Source organism: Dickeya sp. NCPPB 3274 (assembly GCF_000406205.1).
GTDB lineage: Bacteria > Pseudomonadota > Gammaproteobacteria > Enterobacterales > Enterobacteriaceae > Dickeya > Dickeya fangzhongdai.
In genome coordinates this window covers 890,727-909,369 of the sequence record NZ_CM001979.1, presented here as the reverse complement: position 1 = coordinate 909,369, position 18,643 = coordinate 890,727, and the positions used below count along the sequence as shown (strand labels likewise).

13 protein-coding genes are annotated in these 18,643 nt (G+C 57.7%); 3 read left to right on the top strand and 10 right to left on the bottom strand.

The annotated features are described in order from the left end of the window. Window positions 1-2: 2 nt before the first annotated feature. On the bottom strand, window positions 3-683 hold the full coding sequence (locus DXX3274_RS04840) for a response regulator transcription factor (protein ID WP_038661845.1): 681 nt from the start codon (window positions 681-683) through the stop codon (window positions 3-5). Between the two features lie 228 nt (window positions 684-911). Between DXX3274_RS04840 and DXX3274_RS04835 the strand changes: the two genes are divergently transcribed. Together DXX3274_RS04835 and DXX3274_RS04830 are read left to right on the top strand one after the other, a co-directional pair. Beyond that, window positions 912-2,129: an efflux RND transporter periplasmic adaptor subunit gene (locus DXX3274_RS04835; RefSeq protein ID WP_042858868.1), complete on the top strand. Its 1,218-nt coding sequence runs from the start codon at window positions 912-914 to the stop codon at window positions 2,127-2,129. Between the two features lie 3 nt (window positions 2,130-2,132). Beyond that, window positions 2,133-4,079: a MacB family efflux pump subunit gene (locus DXX3274_RS04830; RefSeq protein WP_042858867.1), complete on the top strand. Its 1,947-nt coding sequence runs from the start codon at window positions 2,133-2,135 to the stop codon at window positions 4,077-4,079. A gap of 15 nt (window positions 4,080-4,094) precedes the next feature. Here DXX3274_RS04830 and cysM read toward each other — a convergent pair whose 3' ends face one another. The 4 genes from cysM to DXX3274_RS04810 form a co-directional block, all read right to left on the bottom strand. Beyond that, window positions 4,095-4,976, bottom strand: coding sequence for a cysteine synthase CysM (gene cysM / locus DXX3274_RS04825; protein WP_042858865.1), 882 nt, complete (start codon window positions 4,974-4,976; stop codon window positions 4,095-4,097). 81 nt (window positions 4,977-5,057) lie between these two features. After that, on the bottom strand, window positions 5,058-5,957 hold the full coding sequence (locus DXX3274_RS04820) for a Dyp-type peroxidase (protein WP_042858864.1): 900 nt from the start codon (window positions 5,955-5,957) through the stop codon (window positions 5,058-5,060). Between the two features lie 208 nt (window positions 5,958-6,165). Next, window positions 6,166-7,476, bottom strand: coding sequence for a cytosine permease (locus tag DXX3274_RS04815; protein ID WP_042858862.1), 1,311 nt, complete (start codon window positions 7,474-7,476; stop codon window positions 6,166-6,168). A gap of 15 nt (window positions 7,477-7,491) precedes the next feature. After that, entirely contained in the window at window positions 7,492-8,169 is a 678-nt protein-coding gene (locus tag DXX3274_RS04810; RefSeq protein ID WP_371206836.1) for a helix-turn-helix transcriptional regulator, read from the bottom strand. A gap of 370 nt (window positions 8,170-8,539) precedes the next feature. Here DXX3274_RS04810 and DXX3274_RS22655 point away from each other — a divergent pair, with 370 nt between their 5' ends. Further along, the gene (locus tag DXX3274_RS22655; protein ID WP_071603909.1) at window positions 8,540-8,827 is read left to right on the top strand and encodes a helix-turn-helix transcriptional regulator; all 288 of its coding nucleotides are present in this window, start codon (window positions 8,540-8,542) and stop codon (window positions 8,825-8,827) included. Window positions 8,828-8,976: 149 nt separating this feature from the next. Here DXX3274_RS22655 and DXX3274_RS04805 read toward each other — a convergent pair whose 3' ends face one another. The 5 genes from DXX3274_RS04805 to DXX3274_RS04785 all read right to left on the bottom strand — a co-directional run bounded on the left by DXX3274_RS04805 (window position 8,977) and on the right by DXX3274_RS04785 (window position 18,622). Continuing rightward, complete coding sequence (locus DXX3274_RS04805) at window positions 8,977-10,251, bottom strand: glycosyltransferase (RefSeq protein ID WP_152495225.1); 1,275 nt, start codon at window positions 10,249-10,251, stop codon at window positions 8,977-8,979. 448 nt (window positions 10,252-10,699) lie between these two features. Further along, window positions 10,700-11,290, bottom strand: coding sequence for an RpoE-regulated lipoprotein (locus tag DXX3274_RS04800; RefSeq protein ID WP_042858860.1), 591 nt, complete (start codon window positions 11,288-11,290; stop codon window positions 10,700-10,702). A gap of 209 nt (window positions 11,291-11,499) precedes the next feature. Beyond that, window positions 11,500-13,161: an ABC transporter ATP-binding protein/permease gene (locus DXX3274_RS04795; RefSeq protein ID WP_042858858.1), complete on the bottom strand. Its 1,662-nt coding sequence runs from the start codon at window positions 13,159-13,161 to the stop codon at window positions 11,500-11,502. Then, window positions 13,158-15,956, bottom strand: a complete 2,799-nt coding sequence (locus tag DXX3274_RS04790; RefSeq protein ID WP_042858857.1) for a pitrilysin family protein — start codon at window positions 15,954-15,956, stop codon at window positions 13,158-13,160. Before DXX3274_RS04790 ends, DXX3274_RS04795 begins: the two co-directional genes overlap by 4 nt. A gap of 98 nt (window positions 15,957-16,054) precedes the next feature. Beyond that, on the bottom strand, window positions 16,055-18,622 hold the full coding sequence (locus tag DXX3274_RS04785) for a TonB-dependent siderophore receptor (protein ID WP_042858856.1): 2,568 nt from the start codon (window positions 18,620-18,622) through the stop codon (window positions 16,055-16,057). Between the last annotated feature and the right edge of the window lie 21 nt (window positions 18,623-18,643).

Here is an 18,643-nt window from a genome sequence, read left to right as displayed (position 1 = left end):
GATTAACGGATCCGGTATCCGACGCTGCGCACCGTCTCGATGGTCAGGTTACACCCATCCAGCGCCGCCAGCTTTTGACGAATATTGCTGATGTGTACATCTACGCTGCGGTCATAGGCCTCCCGGCGGCGTCCCAGGCATTTCTCCGACAGCTCATCCTTGGTCACCACCCGCTCGGACGAGCGCATCAGCAGCTCCAGCAGGTTGAATTCCGAAGCGGTAAGATCAAACGCCTTGCCGCGCCACTCGCTGCTGCGGGTGGAAGGGCAGATCGCCAGCTCGCCATAGTTCACCGTCCCGGTGTCCTCGCTTTTTTCCGCCTTGTCTTCATAACGGCGCAATACCGCACGCAAACGCGCCACCAGCTCGCGCGGATAGCAGGGCTTCGGGACATAATCATCCGCGCCCATTTCCAGCCCGATCACGCGATCGATGTTGTCGCCCTTGGCCGTCAACATAATGATGGGAATCGAGCGATTGCGACGCACTTGCCGCAGTACGTCAATTCCGCTCATATCCGGCAGCATGATGTCCAAAATCATCGCGGTATACTGATCGGACATGGCGCCGTCCACTCCTTCCTTGCCGGTCATCACCTGTGAAGTGCTGAACCCTTCCGCCGTAAGGTATTCACACAGCATGTGCCCCAGTTCAGCGTCATCGTCTACCAGTAAAATTTTCATACTTTCATTCCCATACATTGTTACCGCCCCTATTGTCAGGGCTGGTTGCAATCTACGCAGCACCATTTACGGAATCCTTACCTTTCACTGTTCAAAACATAACGCATTCGAAGCGGGATGACGGGTAAATTATACGCAGCCTGTGTTCCCTGATTCAGGAACACGCCGCGTGTTCTGTCCCTGTTCTTCGTTTCGGCGTTTTACTTAGCCAAGGATGTTTTTGTTTTGATGAGATTCCGCCCCCGCTCCAGCCGTTTCTGGTGGCTTTTGGCCGGCCTTGCCGCCATTACCCTGTTCGTCGTTTTTCGTTTATCACGGCCAGCTCCCCCGCCGAATTATATTACGGCCACGGTGGATGTCCGCGATCTGCAACAAACTGTGCTGGCCGACGGTACCGTCAACGCGCGTAAACTGGTTAGCGTCGGCGCGCAGGTTTCCGGGCAAATCAAAGCATTGCATGTATCGCTGGGCGATAAGGTGAAACAGGGGCAATTGCTGGCCGAAATCGACGATTTAACCCAGCAGAACGCGCTGCGGGACAGCAAAGCGGCGCTGGATAACATTCAGGCGCAACGCGCCTCCAGACAGGCCACGCTGCGTAATAACCAGCTCAGTTGGCAACGCCAGCAAAATCTGATGCAAAAAGGCGTCGGCGTGCGGGCGGATTACGACAGCGCCAAAGCCACGCTGGAAGCCACGCAGGCCGACATCGACGCGCTGGACGCCCAGATTGTACGGGCGAAAATCGCCGTCAACACCGCGCAGGTCAATCTGGGTTACACCAAGATCGTCTCGCCGATGAACGGCACCGTGGTGGCGCTGCCGGTGGAACAAGGGCAAACCGTCAATGCGGTGCAGAGCGCACCGACTATCGCCAAGGTCGCCAACCTCGACACCATGACGATCGAAGCCAAAATCTCGGAAGCGGACGTTATCAACGTCAGGACCGGCATGCCGGTGTGGTTCACCATTCTCGGCAATCCCAACAAACGCTATCAGGCGGTGCTGCGCGCCATCGAACCGGCGCCGGAATCCATCAGCAGCGAAAGCAGCAGCACCAGTGGCAGCGGCACCACCAGCAACAGCACCAGTAGCAGTTCCTCCAGCTCCGCCATCTACTACAACGGCCTGTTTGATGTCGACAACCCGGACGAAACCCTGCGTATTTCCATGACCGCGCAGGTCTACATTCTGTTGTCGGAGGCGAAACGCGCCATCGTGGTACCGGTCAGCGCGCTGATTAGCCGTCAGGGAAAACTGTTTGTGCAGGTGACCCAGCCGCAAGGTCGGCCGGCGCTGCGCGAAGTGACCACCGGCATCAGCGACAACGCCTATATCCAGTTGATTTCCGGCGTGCTGCCCGGCGAGGAAGTGGTGATCAGCCAGCAGACGGCAAGCGACGGCAGCGACGCGTCGTCCCCGCCGCCGCCGCCGATGGGGTTTTAAGCCATGAGCGCGCCTCTGCTAGCGCTGCGCCAGGTCCACCGCAGTTTTATCAACGGTGAACAATGCGTCGATGTGCTGAAAAACATCGATCTGACGATTCATGCCGGTGAAATGGTGGCGATCGTCGGCGCGTCCGGCTCCGGTAAATCCACGCTGATGAATATCCTCGGCTGTCTGGATAAACCGACGCAAGGGGATTATCAGGTAGCCGGCGTCTCCACCCTGACCCTGAATGACGACCGGCTTGCCGCGTTGCGCCGCGAGCACTTCGGGTTCATCTTCCAGCGTTATCACCTGCTTAATGACCTGAACGTGGGCGATAACGTGGAAATGCCGGCGGTGTATGCCGGTCAGGCTCGCCACGAACGCCGCCAGCGCGCCGCAGCCCTGCTGGCGAGGCTGGGTCTCGCCGGTCGCCTGCAGGACTCGCCCAACCAGCTGTCGGGCGGGCAGCAGCAGCGCGTCAGCATCGCCCGCGCGTTGATTAACGGCGGCCAGGTGATTCTGGCGGACGAACCTACCGGCGCGCTCGACAGCGCCAGCGGCGAGGAAGTACTGTCGATTCTTCATGAGTTGCATCGGCAAGGGCATACCATCGTGCTGGTCACCCACGATATGCGCATCGCCCAAATGGCCAGCCGCATCATCGAGATTCACGACGGTGAAATCGTGGCCGACCGCAACACGGCCGACGACATGACGCCGGCAACGCCGACGCCCCCGGCGCCGCTACCGGCCAAAACGCTGACCAGCGGGTACGACCGGCTACAGAATGCTTTCAGGATGGCGCTGCGCGCCATGAACGCCCAACGGATGCGCACCTTCCTGACCATGCTGGGGATTATTATCGGCATCGCCTCGGTGGTGTCGGTGGTGGCGCTCGGCAAAGGCTCGCAACAACAGGTGCTGGAACACATCAACGCAATGGGCACCAGCACGCTGGAGATCTTTCCCGGCAAGGATTTCGGCGACATGCGCTCCGCCGCCATTCAGACGCTGCGCGTCAACGACCTGCGCCCGCTGGAACAGCAACCTTACATCCACAGCGTCACCCCCACCGTCTCGACGTCGGTGACGCTGCGTTACGCCAATAAAGCGGTATCGGTCAGCGTCAGCGGCGTGGGCGAGCAGTTCTTCACCGTGCGCGGTTATGTCCTGTCGGAAGGCAACGGGTTCTCGCCGCTTAGCGTTGAACGCCTGACGCAGGAGGCGGTCATCGATCAGAACACCCGTAATAAGTTGTTCCCCAACGGCGAGAACCCGCTGGGACAGGTAATTTTTCTCGGCACCCTGCCCTGTCGCATCATCGGCGTCGCCACCCGCAAACAGTCAGGCTTCGGCAGCGATGAAAACCTGAATATCTGGCTGCCCTATACCACCGTGATGCGCCGCATGGTCGGCCAGTCATACCTGCGCAGCATTACCGTGCGGGTTAAAGACAATATCGACCTGAGCGTAGCGCAACAGGGCATCACCCAGATTCTGACGCGCCAACACGGCAACAAGGATTTCTTCGTCATGAACACCGACAGCATCCGTCAAACCATCCGGCAGACCACCGCCACCATGACGCTGCTGGTATCCGCCATCGCGCTGATTTCGTTGATTGTGGGCGGCATCGGCGTCATGAACATCATGCTGGTGTCGGTGACCGAGCGCACGCGGGAGATCGGCGTACGCATGGCGGTCGGCGCACGCACCGGCGACATCATGCAGCAATTTTTGATTGAGGCGGTGTTGGTGTGCCTGTGCGGCGGAGTATTGGGCGTGATGCTGTCGCTGCTGGCGGGCGCGATCGCCAGCCATGTCAGCGGCGTGACATTCCTTTATTCCGCCGCCTCGATGGTGGCGGCGTTTCTCTGTTCCAGCCTGATTGGCGTGATTTTCGGCTTCTTCCCGGCGCGGCGTGCGGCCCGTCTGCAACCGATCCACGCGCTGGAGCGGGAATAAGCACGAGCGTGGCGCTTAGCCAAACACGCCGGTGGAAAGATAGCGATCGCCGCGATCGCATACCACGGTGACGATCAGGCTGCCGGGCTGTTCGGCGGCGATACGCAGCGCTCCCGCCACCGCGCCGCCGGAGCTGACGCCGCAGAATACCCCTTCTACCCGCGCCAGTTGCTGCATGGTGGTTTCCGCCTCCTGCTGCGACATATCCATAATCCGGTCCACCAGCTGCGGCTGAAAGATACCCGGCATATAGTCCGGCGACCAGCGACGGATCCCAGGGATCTGGCTGCCGTCCTGCGGTTGCAGGCCGACGGTGCAAACCGTCTCACGCTGGCTTTTCAGGTAACGACTAACGCCGGTGATGGTGCCGGTGGTGCCCATACAAGAGACGAAATGCGTCAGGCGGCCCTGCGTCTGCCGCCAGATTTCCGGGCCGGTGGTGGTGAAGTGCGCCAGCGGATTGTCCGGGTTGTTGAACTGGTCGAGCAGCTTGCCTTCGCCCGCCTGTGCCATCTGTCGGGCCAGATCGCGCGCGCCTTCCATCCCCTGCTGTCGGCTGACCAGCAACAAGTCTGCGCCATAGGCACGCATTGCCGCCTGCCGCTCCAGGCTCATGTTTTCCGGCATCAGCAGACGCAGTCGGTAACCTTTCATCGCCGCCACCATCGCCAGCGCGATGCCGGTGTTGCCGCTGGTAGCCTCAATCAGCGTGTCGCCCGGCGCAATCTCGCCCCGGCGCTCCGCCTGCTGGATCATCGACAGCGCGGCCCGATCCTTCACCGAGCCGGCCGGATTGTTGCCCTCCAGCTTCAGCCAGATTTCGCTGCCGGTGTGCTGGGCCAGACGTTGTAATTTAATCAGCGGCGTATTGCCGACGCAGTGCTCAAGCGTGGTCACATTCTCTCTCCGGGTCGTCAGAGGACGCCAAAAAAACAGGCACCGCGATGCAGTGCCTGCCTGTAGCAAAACCGGATTCTGTTATAGCGATAACAAACGATCAAGCGAAGGGGCAAAGAAGTAACTGCCGCTGACCGCGCGGGTAAAGCGCAGCATATCGTCGCGTTTGCCGTCGCGGTCGCCAAACATACTCAGCAGTTGCTGTTCAATGTTGTAGAGACGAGCGCAGTAGGCGGTGAAATACAGGCCGTGTTTGCCGCTGGCGGTGCCGTAAGGCAGGCTCTGACGCAGGATTTTCAGCCCTTTGCCGTCTTCCTTGAGGTCGACGCGGCTCAGGTGCGAGGTCACCGGGCGCGACTCGGACGACAATTCTTCATTATCCTGTTTGGTGCGGCCGATCATCTGTTCCTGCTGTTCCACGCTCATGCGATTCAACTGGCGCAGGTTGTGCTCCCAACGCTGGACAAACACATAGCTGCCGCCTTCGCCCACCTGCCCGTCCGGCACGATGGCGACGTCACGCCGGGCGTCGCCCTGCGGGTTTTCGGTGCCGTCGACAAAGCCGCTCAGATCGCGATCTTCCACCCAGCGAAAGCCGTGGGTTTCTTCTTCGATGTTGATGGTGTTGCCGAACGCCGCCAGCACCGCCTGCGCCAGCGAAAAGTTGACGTCATGACGCAGCGACTGGATGTGAATCAGCATGTCGCGCTGAGTAGCTGGCGCCAGCCCGTTGCCCAGCGGCGTGAAGGGTTTAAGTTCCTGCGCGCTGTTGTCGCAATCCAGCTCGCGCCAGACGTCGTAGCCAAAGGCGATTACCGCGCCAAGACCCGCGTCAGGGAAACGTTGCTGCAACTCGGCCAGCGCCTGACAGAACTTCTTACACCCCTGGCGGATGGCATCAAATTCTCCCTGTACCATAGCCTCCATGAAGATGGCAAAACGGCGATGCTCCAGCAAAATACCGCTTTGAATTTGTGTCATCTGTTGCTTCCTCACATTACTCAGTGCAGTTTCTCTCGCGCCGGCAAGCCATGCCGGGCTGCTATCTCAATGCTGCTATATCAATAAAGTATGAGGCGTGACCACCACGCCCCAATTCTGATCACATGATATCAGACGATGTTGACGATAACAGGATAACCTTACCGATAACGGTGGAAAGCATAGGTGACTGTTTTCGCAAGGATGATCAACGCAGAGATCGCAACCCGCCGCGAATGGATTTCGCTGTCGGTAACGTCACCTTGATCAACCAGTACAGCACACTGGCTGCCAGCAGCGAATTAAGCGCCGGGATCCCCCATTCGGTGAACAACCCAACGGCGCTCCCCGCCAGACTGGCGATAATCGCCGACCAACCGATGTATGGCGTGCTGCCTGCATCCGGCAGTTCGCCATGCCGGCGGCTCTCGTCCAGCAACCTTCGGCTGGTTCGCAGAACATAGTAATCCACCAGCATGACCCCGATAACCGGCGGGAAGAACACCCCCAGCAATGTCAGGAAATCCACAAACCGATCCAGGATGCCGATAACCGACAGAAAAGTGCCGATAAAACCGATCAGCAATGTGGTGGACTTGTAGCTCAGCTTTCTGCCGGTGATGCCTTCCACCGCATTGGCGATGCCCAGCGACGATGAATACAGATTGATATCGTTGATGCGCAAGGTAGAGAAAATCACGGTAATCAGCCCGATACCGCCTGCCGTTTGCGACATGATCGTCACGATATCGGCGGTATTAAGCGCGCGGGCAATCAGGATCGCCAGCCCATTGACGACAAATTCGCCGATACTGATCGACAGTATCGTGATCCAGAAAACATGCCGCCCGCGGCGAGAATAACGCGTCATGTCAGGAGTAATCAGACTTGCCACAATACAACCGCCGACCACCATGGTCGCACCGGCGCTCACCGAAATAGCCTCGCCGGATACGCTCTTTTGCAGCAACTCGGTAATATTGTGCCCGGTCAGCGTCATGGTCGAAATATAGCCGACCACCATGATAAACAGCGGCACCGCAATTCTGGCGGTATAGCGTAAGGCACTGAAACCGAAGGTGACCAGTAGCGTCAGCGCGCAGCCGGAAAGCGCCGCCGACCAGCTAAATCCCAGCCGATCGCCCAACGCAAAATTAAGCGATTTGGCAAACACCGCGTTTTGTACACCAAACCAGCCCAACAGGCTGACGGCGATAATCGCGCCGATAAACACCGCGCCCATCCGGCCAAACCCGCACCAGCGCGCCAACAGACTGCCGGACAATCCTTCCTTCATGCCCGCGTAACCCAACCCCAGCGTGACGACGCCGAAAATCGCGCTGCCGATGGCTATCGCCAGAAAAGCCTCGCCGAGCGTCATCGAATGACCCAGCACCGCCCCCAACATAAACTGGTCCAGTGCGGTGAGCATGCCAATATGAACCAAAGCCACATTGAAAAATGGCAGCCGCACCGACGTCGGCACCCGGCTTACCGGATAATCATCAATGTTTTCCATTGCACCTTGCCCTTGCTAGATAAATAAAATGCCTTTGGTCAGCAATGAGTGAGGTATAAAGCCGTCCAGTCCCTGTTGATAACAGAACTCTTCAAACTGATTGAACGAATGCACGCCGGCTTTTTGGTACATGTTTTGTATTCTGTTTTCGATCGTCCGGCTGGACAGGTTAAACGTCCTTGCTATTTCCTTACTGGAAAAACGCCGCAACACCAGAAAGAGCGTGTCCAGTTCAGCGCGAGTGAACAGGTCGATCGCTATTTCGGTTTTCAGTACCGTGGGTTTACGTCGATCAACATGAATAAGCGGTGACAATGTGGTCATCGGACGGGCATTCCACAAAATGCCCACGCACTCTTTTGCCGGATTAAAAAGAGGAATTTTTTCACTGATAAACGGCGACAGCTCTGCTTTACCAAACCAGTAATGGGTTTCAATGACGGTAACTCGCTCGGCACAGGTCTCTGTTCGACGATCGTGCTCAATAAAATCACCTGATAATTCCGCCCAGGCGATCGGAAATTCTTCGTCGAATTTTCCCTCAATATCAAAATTCACCGGCGTATTGGTGTAACTATATGCCGGCGTGTTCATATACACATGACGAGACGCCAGATCCTTGATTCCCCATGGCTCATTCAGCCCGTTCAGCAAGGGAATAAACGAGCGTAAATAATCGTGGTTAGCTGTCATTACAAGCGACATCCTGTTTATCAAACATCATTTGCCAAACATGATAATGGGATTGGCATTCAGCAACACCAATTATTAATTCGATAATTAATTTGAAATTAAATATATATTATTGAATTTATTTCACCTCTCATATTTTCACAACCAGTCGCATTCAACATGTTTTTATTCATGAAACATATCAAACACATCATTTCCTGGTTCATTAATGTAATTAGCAACTACCTGATCATCCCGTTCGGGCACATAATATCCCTAATTTTGTTAAATGAAATTTAATTCAAGAGTATTTTTTACCTATAAAAGTGTGTAATAGTAAAAGTCTGTCACAAACAAAATAGCAATCAGCCACAAGCATCGAGGATAAGTCATGCGATCAAGGAGAATGGACTGGCATTCCGCCGATATCATTGCTGCATTGAGGAAGAAAGGGACATCACTCTCAGCGGTCTCACGAGAAGCAGGGTTAAGTTCAAGCACACTGGCAAACGCGTTATATCGCCCCTGGCCGAAAGGGGAATTATTGATTGCCAACGCATTAGGCGTTAAACCTGAAGAAATATGGCCGAGCCGTTATTATGATCCCCAAACCAATACCTGGGTTGATCGTAAAAAACTGATGCGCAATTCAGCCAATAAACCACAACCCTCAGCCTGAATATCCGCCGACACGCAGACAGAGATAATTCGCCATACCGCCGCATCGGGGTGAAAAAACCACCGCGCGGATGGCGGTGGTTTTGTCGTCAATATCAGTTACTCAAACATATCAGTCAATCAAGGCCAGCCGTATACACAGGCAAGCGCTTACCCGATCGCCCCCACTTCTTCCGCGATCGCCTCCAACGCATGATGACGCGCGCAATCGGCCTGAACCCAACTCGCCCGTTGGGTATAACCGGGTTGTTCGAGGATGCGCATCACCGCATCGGCAATCTGCTGCTCGCCCGGCGTGCTGGTGCCGAGATTCAACCCACAGCCGGCAAACACCACTCTCGCCGCGGTTTCCAGTTTGTCTTCTCCCGTACCAGCCACAATCAACGGCACGCCGTGAGACAACGCCGCGTTGAGCGAACCGTATCCCCCGTTGGTAATCAACAGCGCCGCCCGCGGCAGCCAGTGCTCCAGCGAGACAAAGCGGCACACCCGCGCGTTTTCCGGCGCCGAAGCGGCCAGCGCTTCCACCGGTCGGCCGCCGGTGGTCGCCAGCACCCGAACGGGCAGATTGGCTAGCGCGCGTAACGTCGGGCCAATCAACTGCTGCAGATCCACATTCGCCAGCGTTCCCTGCGACACGATCACCAGCGGCCGGGTATCTTGCTCCTCCCACAGCGCCTGCTCCGTTTGCTCTTCGGTCACCTTCAACGGCAACGGCCCCACAAAACGGACGCACGACGGCAAATCATCGCGGTGATATTCCAGTTCGGTGGTGGACAGTTGCAGGAAGCGGTCGCAGCCGCTGATCAGCGCGTCGGTGAAGGGTGCGGTGAGCGGCTGTTGCCCTGACTGCACCATCACCGTATCAAACGCCTCCTTCACGCCGGCGATCAGCCCGCGGGTTTCTTCGTCGATCAGTTGCTCGCGGGTCAAATCCGGCGGCAACAGCGCGGGCGGAATACGCGGCCCGTAGAAAATCGAATCGCGGGAAGAGAAAGACAGCGGCGTCACGCCGATGCCGATCACCGGCGGACGATCCTCGCTGGCCAGCAGCGGCAGAATGCCGTAGAAACAGTTTTCCGCCATCACTACGTCCGGCTGGGTTTGCGCCAGCACCGCGCGCAACTGGCGGTCGATCAACGGGATAGGCGCGGAGAAGAATTCGCGCAACGCCAGCGCCATCTGTGCGTTGCCGGGCGGCAGAGTGGCGCGTTTGGGAAAATGACGCTCCAGGTAACGGTAGTCAAAATCGATCTGTTCGTCGAACGCGACAAACCCGACGCCAGCGGCCTGCGCCTGCTCGCGAAACAGCGCGCCGCTGAACAGGGTTACCCGGTGCCCTTTGGTCAGCAGATGACGGGCGATGGTCAGCATAGGATAAACATGCCCCGGCGTTGCCACCGCGGCCATCAGGATGTGGGACATCAAAACTCCTTATTGATCATTATCGGTGTGCGGATCCAGACGCGATGCGAATGCACACACCAGACTTCCTGTACAGGTGATATCCGCAGCCAACGGTACCGCTGTCGGCTGCCAGCCGCACACAGCGCCTCATGTCGGCAATCTGTATGCAGATTTATATGTTAGCGTCAGGACAGCGTAGATACAGTATCGGATGCGAGCCGGATCATATTCAGAAGAAATGACAAATCAATGGAGCAAGCAGTGGATGGAACGATGATGAAAGGTAATAAAGGCAGTGAGTCATCAGGGAATTTTTCAGTAATTCAGCACAAAATAAGCACCAAATTCTTTAACCAACTTCAACAATAAATCTGATAAAAAATTGCATTACAGCGCCAAACGTGGCGGCGGCACGAACCGGGATAACCTCATCCCGGTTCGTGCATTAATAAATCATACTGATGAATTATTCTCGTTCCTGCGCATGCCAGACGATCTTGCTGACCTTCCAGTTCTTGAGAATATCGTCGGACGGCATCAGCCCTTCCGGACCGCTCCAGTCGCCGGAGAACAGGTAGCTGACGTGTTTACCCTGCGGCGCCACGCATTCGACGCTACGGGCATCCGCGCCTTGTCCCGGCTGGCAGAGGCCAAACGCCTTGCTGTAAAGCGAACTGAATTCATCGCCGATTTTCACGCCCCACTCGCTGGCGATCGCCTTATCCATCACCGCCACCTGTTTGACCTGGCCTTTCGACTCGCCGCTGATTTCCAACCTGACGCTGTCATCCTTGAGCGCTTCATAGATCGATACCAGCTTGCCGTTGCGGGTTTCCATACCGCCGCGCAGGCGATAATCGCCGTTCAGCGCGTCGTTTAACACCGACTCCAGCATCGGCGTTTTGGCATTAATGTCCCCGACGCCGGCGTCCGATACCGTCAGACGATGGCCGAACCAGTTGAACGGCGACAAACTGGACCAGGAAAAACTGGATAGCGTGCTGCACCCTGCCAGCAATAACGGGAAAGCCAGAAACAACGGACGCACTTTTGTCACTCTCGACTCCTCAACATAAAACGGCGCCGACTCACAGAGCCGACCCTGCCATAGCGCTGGCTCTTTGAGTGCGCCGCCGGCAGAAAGTGCCGTGAAAATTCGCGCCGGTTAATCCGCGGCGCGTACATGCCGTCAAGATTACCATTGTTCAGACGGGCCGGGGAAACGTTCATTCAGAGAAAAACGTCACCCGGCCGAAGGGAAAAGGGCTAGCGGAAAGCAGCCAGATCGATGTGATAATGGAACAGATCGGCCAGTTCCTGCTGGTGAGTTACCGCAATCACGGTGCAATCCGGCAATGCCTGTCGGATCACCCCCAACAGGTGCCGGGCCGCATGCTGGTCGAGATGGCTGGTGGCTTCGTCCAGATACAGGTGATCCGGGCGATTGACCAACGCCCGCGCCAGCGCCAGCCGCTGCCGCTCGCCGCCGGAGAACACCCGATCCCAGTTCATCTGCTGCTGTAATCGGTCGCCCCAGTCGCCCAGTCCAACCTGCTCCAACACCTGACGCAACGCCGCTTCATCTTCCAGCGGCGCGCGCGGATAACAAATTACCTCCGCCAGCGCCCCCTGCCCCAGATAGCTTTGCTGCGGCAACAGCAGCGAATGGCCGCGCCCGGCCTGCCAGGCGCCGTTGTAATAGGGCCACAACCCGGCCAGCGTGCGCAGCAGGGTCGATTTCCCCAGCCCGCTGTGGCCGGAAAGCCGGTTCCAACTGCCGGGCGCGCACTGGAACGTCACATTGCGCAGCAGCGGTTGTCCCTGCGGCGTGGAGAAACTGAGCCGCTCCACCTGCAGGAGTTCACCCTGTACGACCGGTATCGCCGTATCCTGATGCGCCTCGATTTCCCGCCGGAACTGATCCAGACGCGTCATGCTGGCGGAGAGCTCCACCAGCGAGTAATACACCCGAATAAACCAGCTCAGCGCGCTGTGTACCTGCCCGAACGCGCTGCGAATCTGCATCAGCCCGCCGAGCGTGACGGTTTTGCTGAGAAACGCGGGCAGCGCGGCGAACACCGGTACGATCAGGCTGACGCGGGTATACCCGACGGTAAACAGGCCCAGGTTGCGCTCGGCATTCATCAGTGAACGCCAGTTGCTGACGATCGACGAAAAATAGCCGCCCAGCTGACGCTTTTCCTGCCGTTCGCCGCCGTACAGCGCGATCTGCTCCGCGCTGTCGTGCTTGCGCAGCAGCGAGGCGCGGAAATCCGCTTCCGCCTGCTGTTTATGGTAATTGATGCCATGCAGCCGTTTGCCGATCCACTGGGTAATCAGGCTGCCCAGCAAGGTATAGAGCACCGCCACCCATACCAGATAACCGCTGACGGTCACGCTGTGCCCCCACAGCGTGAACTGCTGCACGCCGGACAAGTCCCACAGGATCAGCAGGAACGAGGACAACTGGGCGAAGGTGATGATGAACGATACCGACAGCCGCACCGTTTGGGTAACGAACAGGTCGACATCCTGCGCGATACGCTGGTCCGGGTTATCCACCCGGCCGCTCAGCGACAGGCGATAAAAGGCGCGTTTCGCCAGCCAGCTGTCGATAAACGCCGCCGTCATCTGTTCGCGCCAGCGAATAATCAGCAGCTTGGTCAGCCATTCCTGATACACGAAGACGCCGATATAAATCAGGATATAGAAGCAATATTCCTTGATCAGGCGGTAAAGCAGGCCGCTATCGAATGCTCCCAGCGCATCATAAAAGGTTTTGCTCCAGTCATTGATGCGGACGTTGAGATAAACAATGCTGCCGCCCATCGCCACGATAGCGGCCAGCAGCATCCAGCTTTGCCAGTAACGCCGGTTAAGCCAGAACGGACGACACAACAGGGCAAACGCCCGCAGGAACGGTTTCACGATTTTTTCTCCTGCGGCAGAGGCAATGCGGTGTGTTTAGGCAAGGTGACGTACAGCACCTGATTCTGCGGATGCCACAGCCGGGACGCCGCATCGCGCACCGCTTCAAACGTAATCGCCGGCGCCAGACTATCCAGTTGGGTCAGATAGCGGGGATCATGATAGTTCCGGTAACTCAGCATCAGCCGCGACATCAGGGTGGTGCTGTCTTGCTGGCGGGAGCGCTCGCTGTGGATAAACTGCTTGCGCTCCTGCTCCACATCCTGCGGCGTGATGCGCGCCGCCAGCGTTTCCAGCACCTGCTGCGCGCTGCGTCTCAGTTCCTGCTCTCGCTGCGGCGAGGTGGTAAAGCGCAGCAACGTCTCAATACGCTGACTTTTGTCATTCAGACGGCTTTCCATCTTCAGGTTATAAATCCCCTGCGCGTCATCACGCAGGCTGGCCTTGAGATAACGGGCCGCCAGCCGGGAGGCGATATTCACCTGCACCGCCTGCTGCGGCGTCCATGTCTGCGGCGAGAAGCTCCACAGGTAGATATCCGCCTTTGGTTCCAGATTGATGGCGGAGACGCGCTCGCGTTTCCCCGCCAGCGCCAGATGCTGCGGGCTTTCCGCGCCAGCCTGACGCGGCAGTGAAGCCAGATAGCGCTCCACCAGCGGGCGCAACTGTTCCGCCGGCAGGTCCGCCAGCAGGTAATAGGTCACCGGCGCCGCCACGGTCTGCCGCCACTGATCCGCCAATTGTTCGGTGGTGACGCTATCCAGCTGCGTCGGCGTCGGGAAAGGCGTCGGCGCGTTGCCGAACTGCAACTCGGTGATCTCCCGTTCCCGCCGGGAGCCAACGCTCTGCTCGCGGGTAACCTGCTGCCGCTTCAGCACCGACAGGCTGTCGCGCATATCGTTTTCATCAATAGCGGCCGACCGATTCATCGCATGATAGAGATGCAACAGCGCGTCCAGCTTGTCCGGGCCGACGCTGCCGCTCCAGCGCAGCTCATCCGGCTGATAATCCAGACTGAGCGACAGCCGCTGCTCTTTTTTCCAGTCGTTCAGATCCCGGCCTTTCCAGCCGGCCGGCCCGCTTTGGCTGATCAACTGACCGGCGAGCTGGGACAGCCACGGCTCACGTCCCGGCGTCATGAAACCGGCCGGCGACTGCACGGCCAGCGATACCGATTTGCCGGCCAGAGCGCTGCGCAGCCATACCAGCCGATCGCCGTTGCTCAGTTGCCACTCTTCTACCTTCTGCTCCGGAAACGCTCGCACGCTGGCGACCTCGCCACGGCCTTCAGCCGCAGGCAATGCAGGCGCTACCCGCGCAACGGGCTTTTGCAGCGGCGCCAGCTCGCTATGAGCCACCTGCTGACGCTGTTGCTCAATATCGGCCGCCGACGGCGGCGTAAACGGCAAATTGCCGGGAACACTGAACTGCACCAGTTGATCGGGCGATGACAACCAGCGCTGCAGGCAGGCGTTGATATCCGCTGCGGTAATGGTTTTCAGCGCCGCCAGCGCCTGCTGCCCCAGTTGCTGTTTGCCGGTATAAGGGCGTTCCTGCTGCCAGGACACCACCAGTTGCTGTACCCAGTCGGAAAACTCGCGCTGTTCCGGCGTCGCCGCCATTTTCTCCGCCGACTGGCGGACCTCATCTTTAACGGCTGCGATATCGGATTCGTAGAACGGGTAATGGCGCAGGCGCGCAATCTCCTGCAACAGCACGGTCAGCCCCTGCTGGTGTCCGTCCGGCAACACCGAGGCGAACAGCCCTAGCGCTACCGTGGTGCGCCCGATGTCGGACTTGCGCACCACCAGACTGCTAACCGCCGTTGCCGGAGCGATCGGTTGACGCTGCACCTGCCGGCTTAGGGTGTCCAGCGCGATCTGGTTGATCAAACGGTGGCGCAGCCCCTGCTCGCCTGTCGCTCTGGCCGCCGCGTCATCAAAACGGAACACGAACGACACCTGGCTGACGCTGCTCTGGCTGTCCTGCAGACGCACCACATGCAGTTGCGGGCGCAACGCGGGTTCATACTGATCCCGCGGCGGTATTTTGCCGTCCGGCAGTTTGCCCATCGCCTGCGTAATCGCCTGTTTCACCTGTTCGGGCTGCAGGTCGCCGATCACGATCAGGCGCATATTCCGCGGGTGGTACCAGCGGGCGTAAAAATTGCGCAGCACCGTCACCGGCGTGGTCTGGATCGCGCTTTCGGAACCGATGACCGGGCGATCGGGATAGCGGGAGTCATGCCGGATAGCGGCCACCCGCTGTTGATTCATGCGTTCCGCCACACCAAGCTTGCCGCGCCACTCCTCGAGGATCACCTGGCGCTCACGCTGCCAGTCCTCCGGCTCGAAGCGCGCCTGCCCGGCTATCTGCGCCAGCACGTCCAACGCCAGCCCCAGAGACGGCTTGCCGGCAGGCGGGCTCAGCATATAAACCGTGCGCTCGTAATTGGTCATCGCATTGTAATGCTGGCCGCGAACCCAGCCCTGCTGGCCCAATGTCTGCGCCAGACCGGCCGGATAATCCCGCGTGGCGCGAAACACCATGTGCTCCACCATATGCGCCACGCCGGACTCGTCATCCTGCTCGTCCAGCGAACCGGATTCAACGCTCAGCCGGATGTCCAACCGTTGCTGCTGCCCGGCCAGCGGCACAATGGTGTAACGCAGGCCATTGTCCAGTTGCCCTTCGGTAATCACCGGCAGCGGGCTGGTGACGGTTTGCGCTGAGGCCAGCGCGCTGAACAGACAGAACGCTATCGTACCTATCCAGCGGGAAGTCATTTTTCTCATTAATCACTCAATCATGGGTATGTAAAACCGACGGGATATCTCAGGCAATCACTGTGTCATCGCCGGGGCGGGACGCACCCGCTCCCGGCGTCAGGCCATTACCAGTTGTAAGCCACGCCCAGCCAGAACTGACGACCCAGCTTGTAGGTCACCGTATTGCCGGAGGATTCCTGCGAAGTAGCGATCACGTTGTCGAGTACGTTGATCACATCCAGCGTCAGGTCCAGCGACTGGTTTTTATAGGTGGGCAAGGAGTAGTTGAATCGCCAGTCGTAGGAGACGTAATCCTGATACTGGCGCTCGGTATACAGCGTGGCGCTACCGGTGTAATCGCCGCAGGCGCTGACGCTGCTGGCGCTGCCGGAGCAGGTAACGCTGGAGGTACGGTAGCCTTTGTAACCGGAGGTATAGGCCAGGTTATGATCCCAGTTAAGGCGAATGGCCGGGAAATAGGTGTTGATATTCAATGCCACCGACCACGGGGTGTTGTAGTCGAGCGCGTCCATGTCACGACGATCGGTCAGACGGCCTTTGAAAATCACCTTCCTGTCGTCCAGGTTGCTCTGGTCGTAGTAAAGCTGTGAGCTGGTTTTGTTATCCGCCATGCTGGCGCTCAGCCCCCAGCGAACATCGGCGTATTTCAGTTTATACGGGCTGATAGGCTCCACCGTCAGCGACAGCGTGTTGCCTTCGGTGCGTGCGTCATTGGTCAGGTAGTAATAACGCTGACCGCTGTCATCGGTTCCGTTGCTGCGGCCGAACTGGTTGCGTCCCTGACGATTAACCCATTTCAGCGTCCACACGGTGTCGTACACCCGCTGCGACAGCCCCAGCGACAGCTCGTCGCTGTACGGTGTTTTCAGGTCGGAAATATCGTAGTCATAACTGCCATAACTGGTATTACTGCTGGTCCAGCCGCTACCGGCGCTGGTACGACTCTGCACTACCGACTCGTTGATCCCGGAACGCAGTTTGTACGCCAGCATGTTCTGGGCGTAGTAACGGTTGGCGCCGCCGAAAATGCGGGTGGAGCGATCGCCAAACACATCGTAAGACGCCGCCAGACGCGGGGCGATGTTCAGGTTTTTCAGATAATCGTCATACTGCAGGCGCACGCCCGGCGTCACTTCCAGGTTCTGGTAACTGACGCTGTCTTGTAAATACACCGCATAGTTGACGTAATTGCCTTCCACCTGACGCGCCGGGAACAGATTGCGATTGCGGTAATACTGCTCGCCATTAATACAGAAGTCGTCGCCGGCCTGGCACACCACGCTGGTGCTGATGGTAGGCGTATTACGGCTGGTATACACATTGCTAAAACGGCGATATTGCGCGTGGTAAGAATCTACCTGCCAGCCCATATCCAACTGATGGCTGGTGCCCCACAACGCCAGCGGGTTGAGTTCGTAATCCTGTTTGAACGTGAAGGTCTGTTTTTCTGTGGCATATTTGCCATAACCACCGATCCCCGATAGCTGGGCGTTACCCGCGCCCCCCGTTCCCCAGTCCACAACCCTGGACACAAATCGGGACGGCAGATTATAGCGATACCAGGATTGGTAGGTATCGCCCTCATGCTCGATGCGGTTTTCTTCAAACTGATAACCTGCCAGACTGCTCACTTTCCCCCAGTCCGCATTGTGTTCCCACTCGATATTGCCGCGATAGCCGCCGCCGGTATTGGTATAGCCGCCGTTTTTGATGTCTTTTTTGTAATAGCCGGACTCATGCGGCGCGTACATGCCGGTCAGGCGGAAAATATCGCCGTTATCCGCCAGCCAGGTACCTTTAAGCAAATAGGTTTCCGCCTCGCGCTTCTGCGTGACCCATTCATCCATGACGCTGTTATAAAACGGGATCGACGACTGCTGGCGGTTATAGGCAAAAATAAATCCGGCCTTGTCGCTTAATGGCTGATTAAAGGTGGCGGAATAAAAATTCTTGCGGAACTTCGGCTGATAATAGAGCTGGCTGGCTGAATAAAAGTCGCCTTCAATATCGTCGTCAATATGATAACGGGCCCAGCTGTCGCGGGTGGTGCGATAAGAAACCCTGCCGGAAGCGCGGTCCAGTTTCGGGTCTTTTAATTTGGCATCGACCACGCCGCCGGTAAAGTCGCCATATTTCGCGGAGATATTGCTGTCGAATACCTGTAATTGCTCGATCAACTCCGAGTTAATCCAGAATGATTGCGCACCGCCGGCGGGCAGGTCGGTTGGTGAATAGCCATCCGGTGTATTGCTCAGTTCGCCATTATTCGCGCCGGGGTTGATGACGTTATTGTTGGATAACCCATCGATCATGTAGTTATTCTGGTAAAACTTCTCGCCATGAAACGACACGTTTTCCGGCGCCAGTTCACCGGGCGTCAGGCTGCTGTCGAGGTCATTGGAAAAGCGCACGTTTGGGTTGGATCGCAATAATTCAGTGACGCTGCCGTTACGCGTCGGCCGACGCTGAATCTGCTCGCTGGTGATAACCTGGGTTCCCATCGTCTGACTGGTGGGAGTGGAGCGAACCAGAATGGTATCCTCATCGGCATTTTTCTTTTCTGCCGCCGCCGCTTTACCGGCGGAGGTATTTTCTGTTTGAGTCGTCTGTTCGGCAGCCGTCGCCGTTGATGATACGCCGAGTATCATCATCAAATAGAGATGCTTATTCATGTAATTATTTCCTGTACCCTG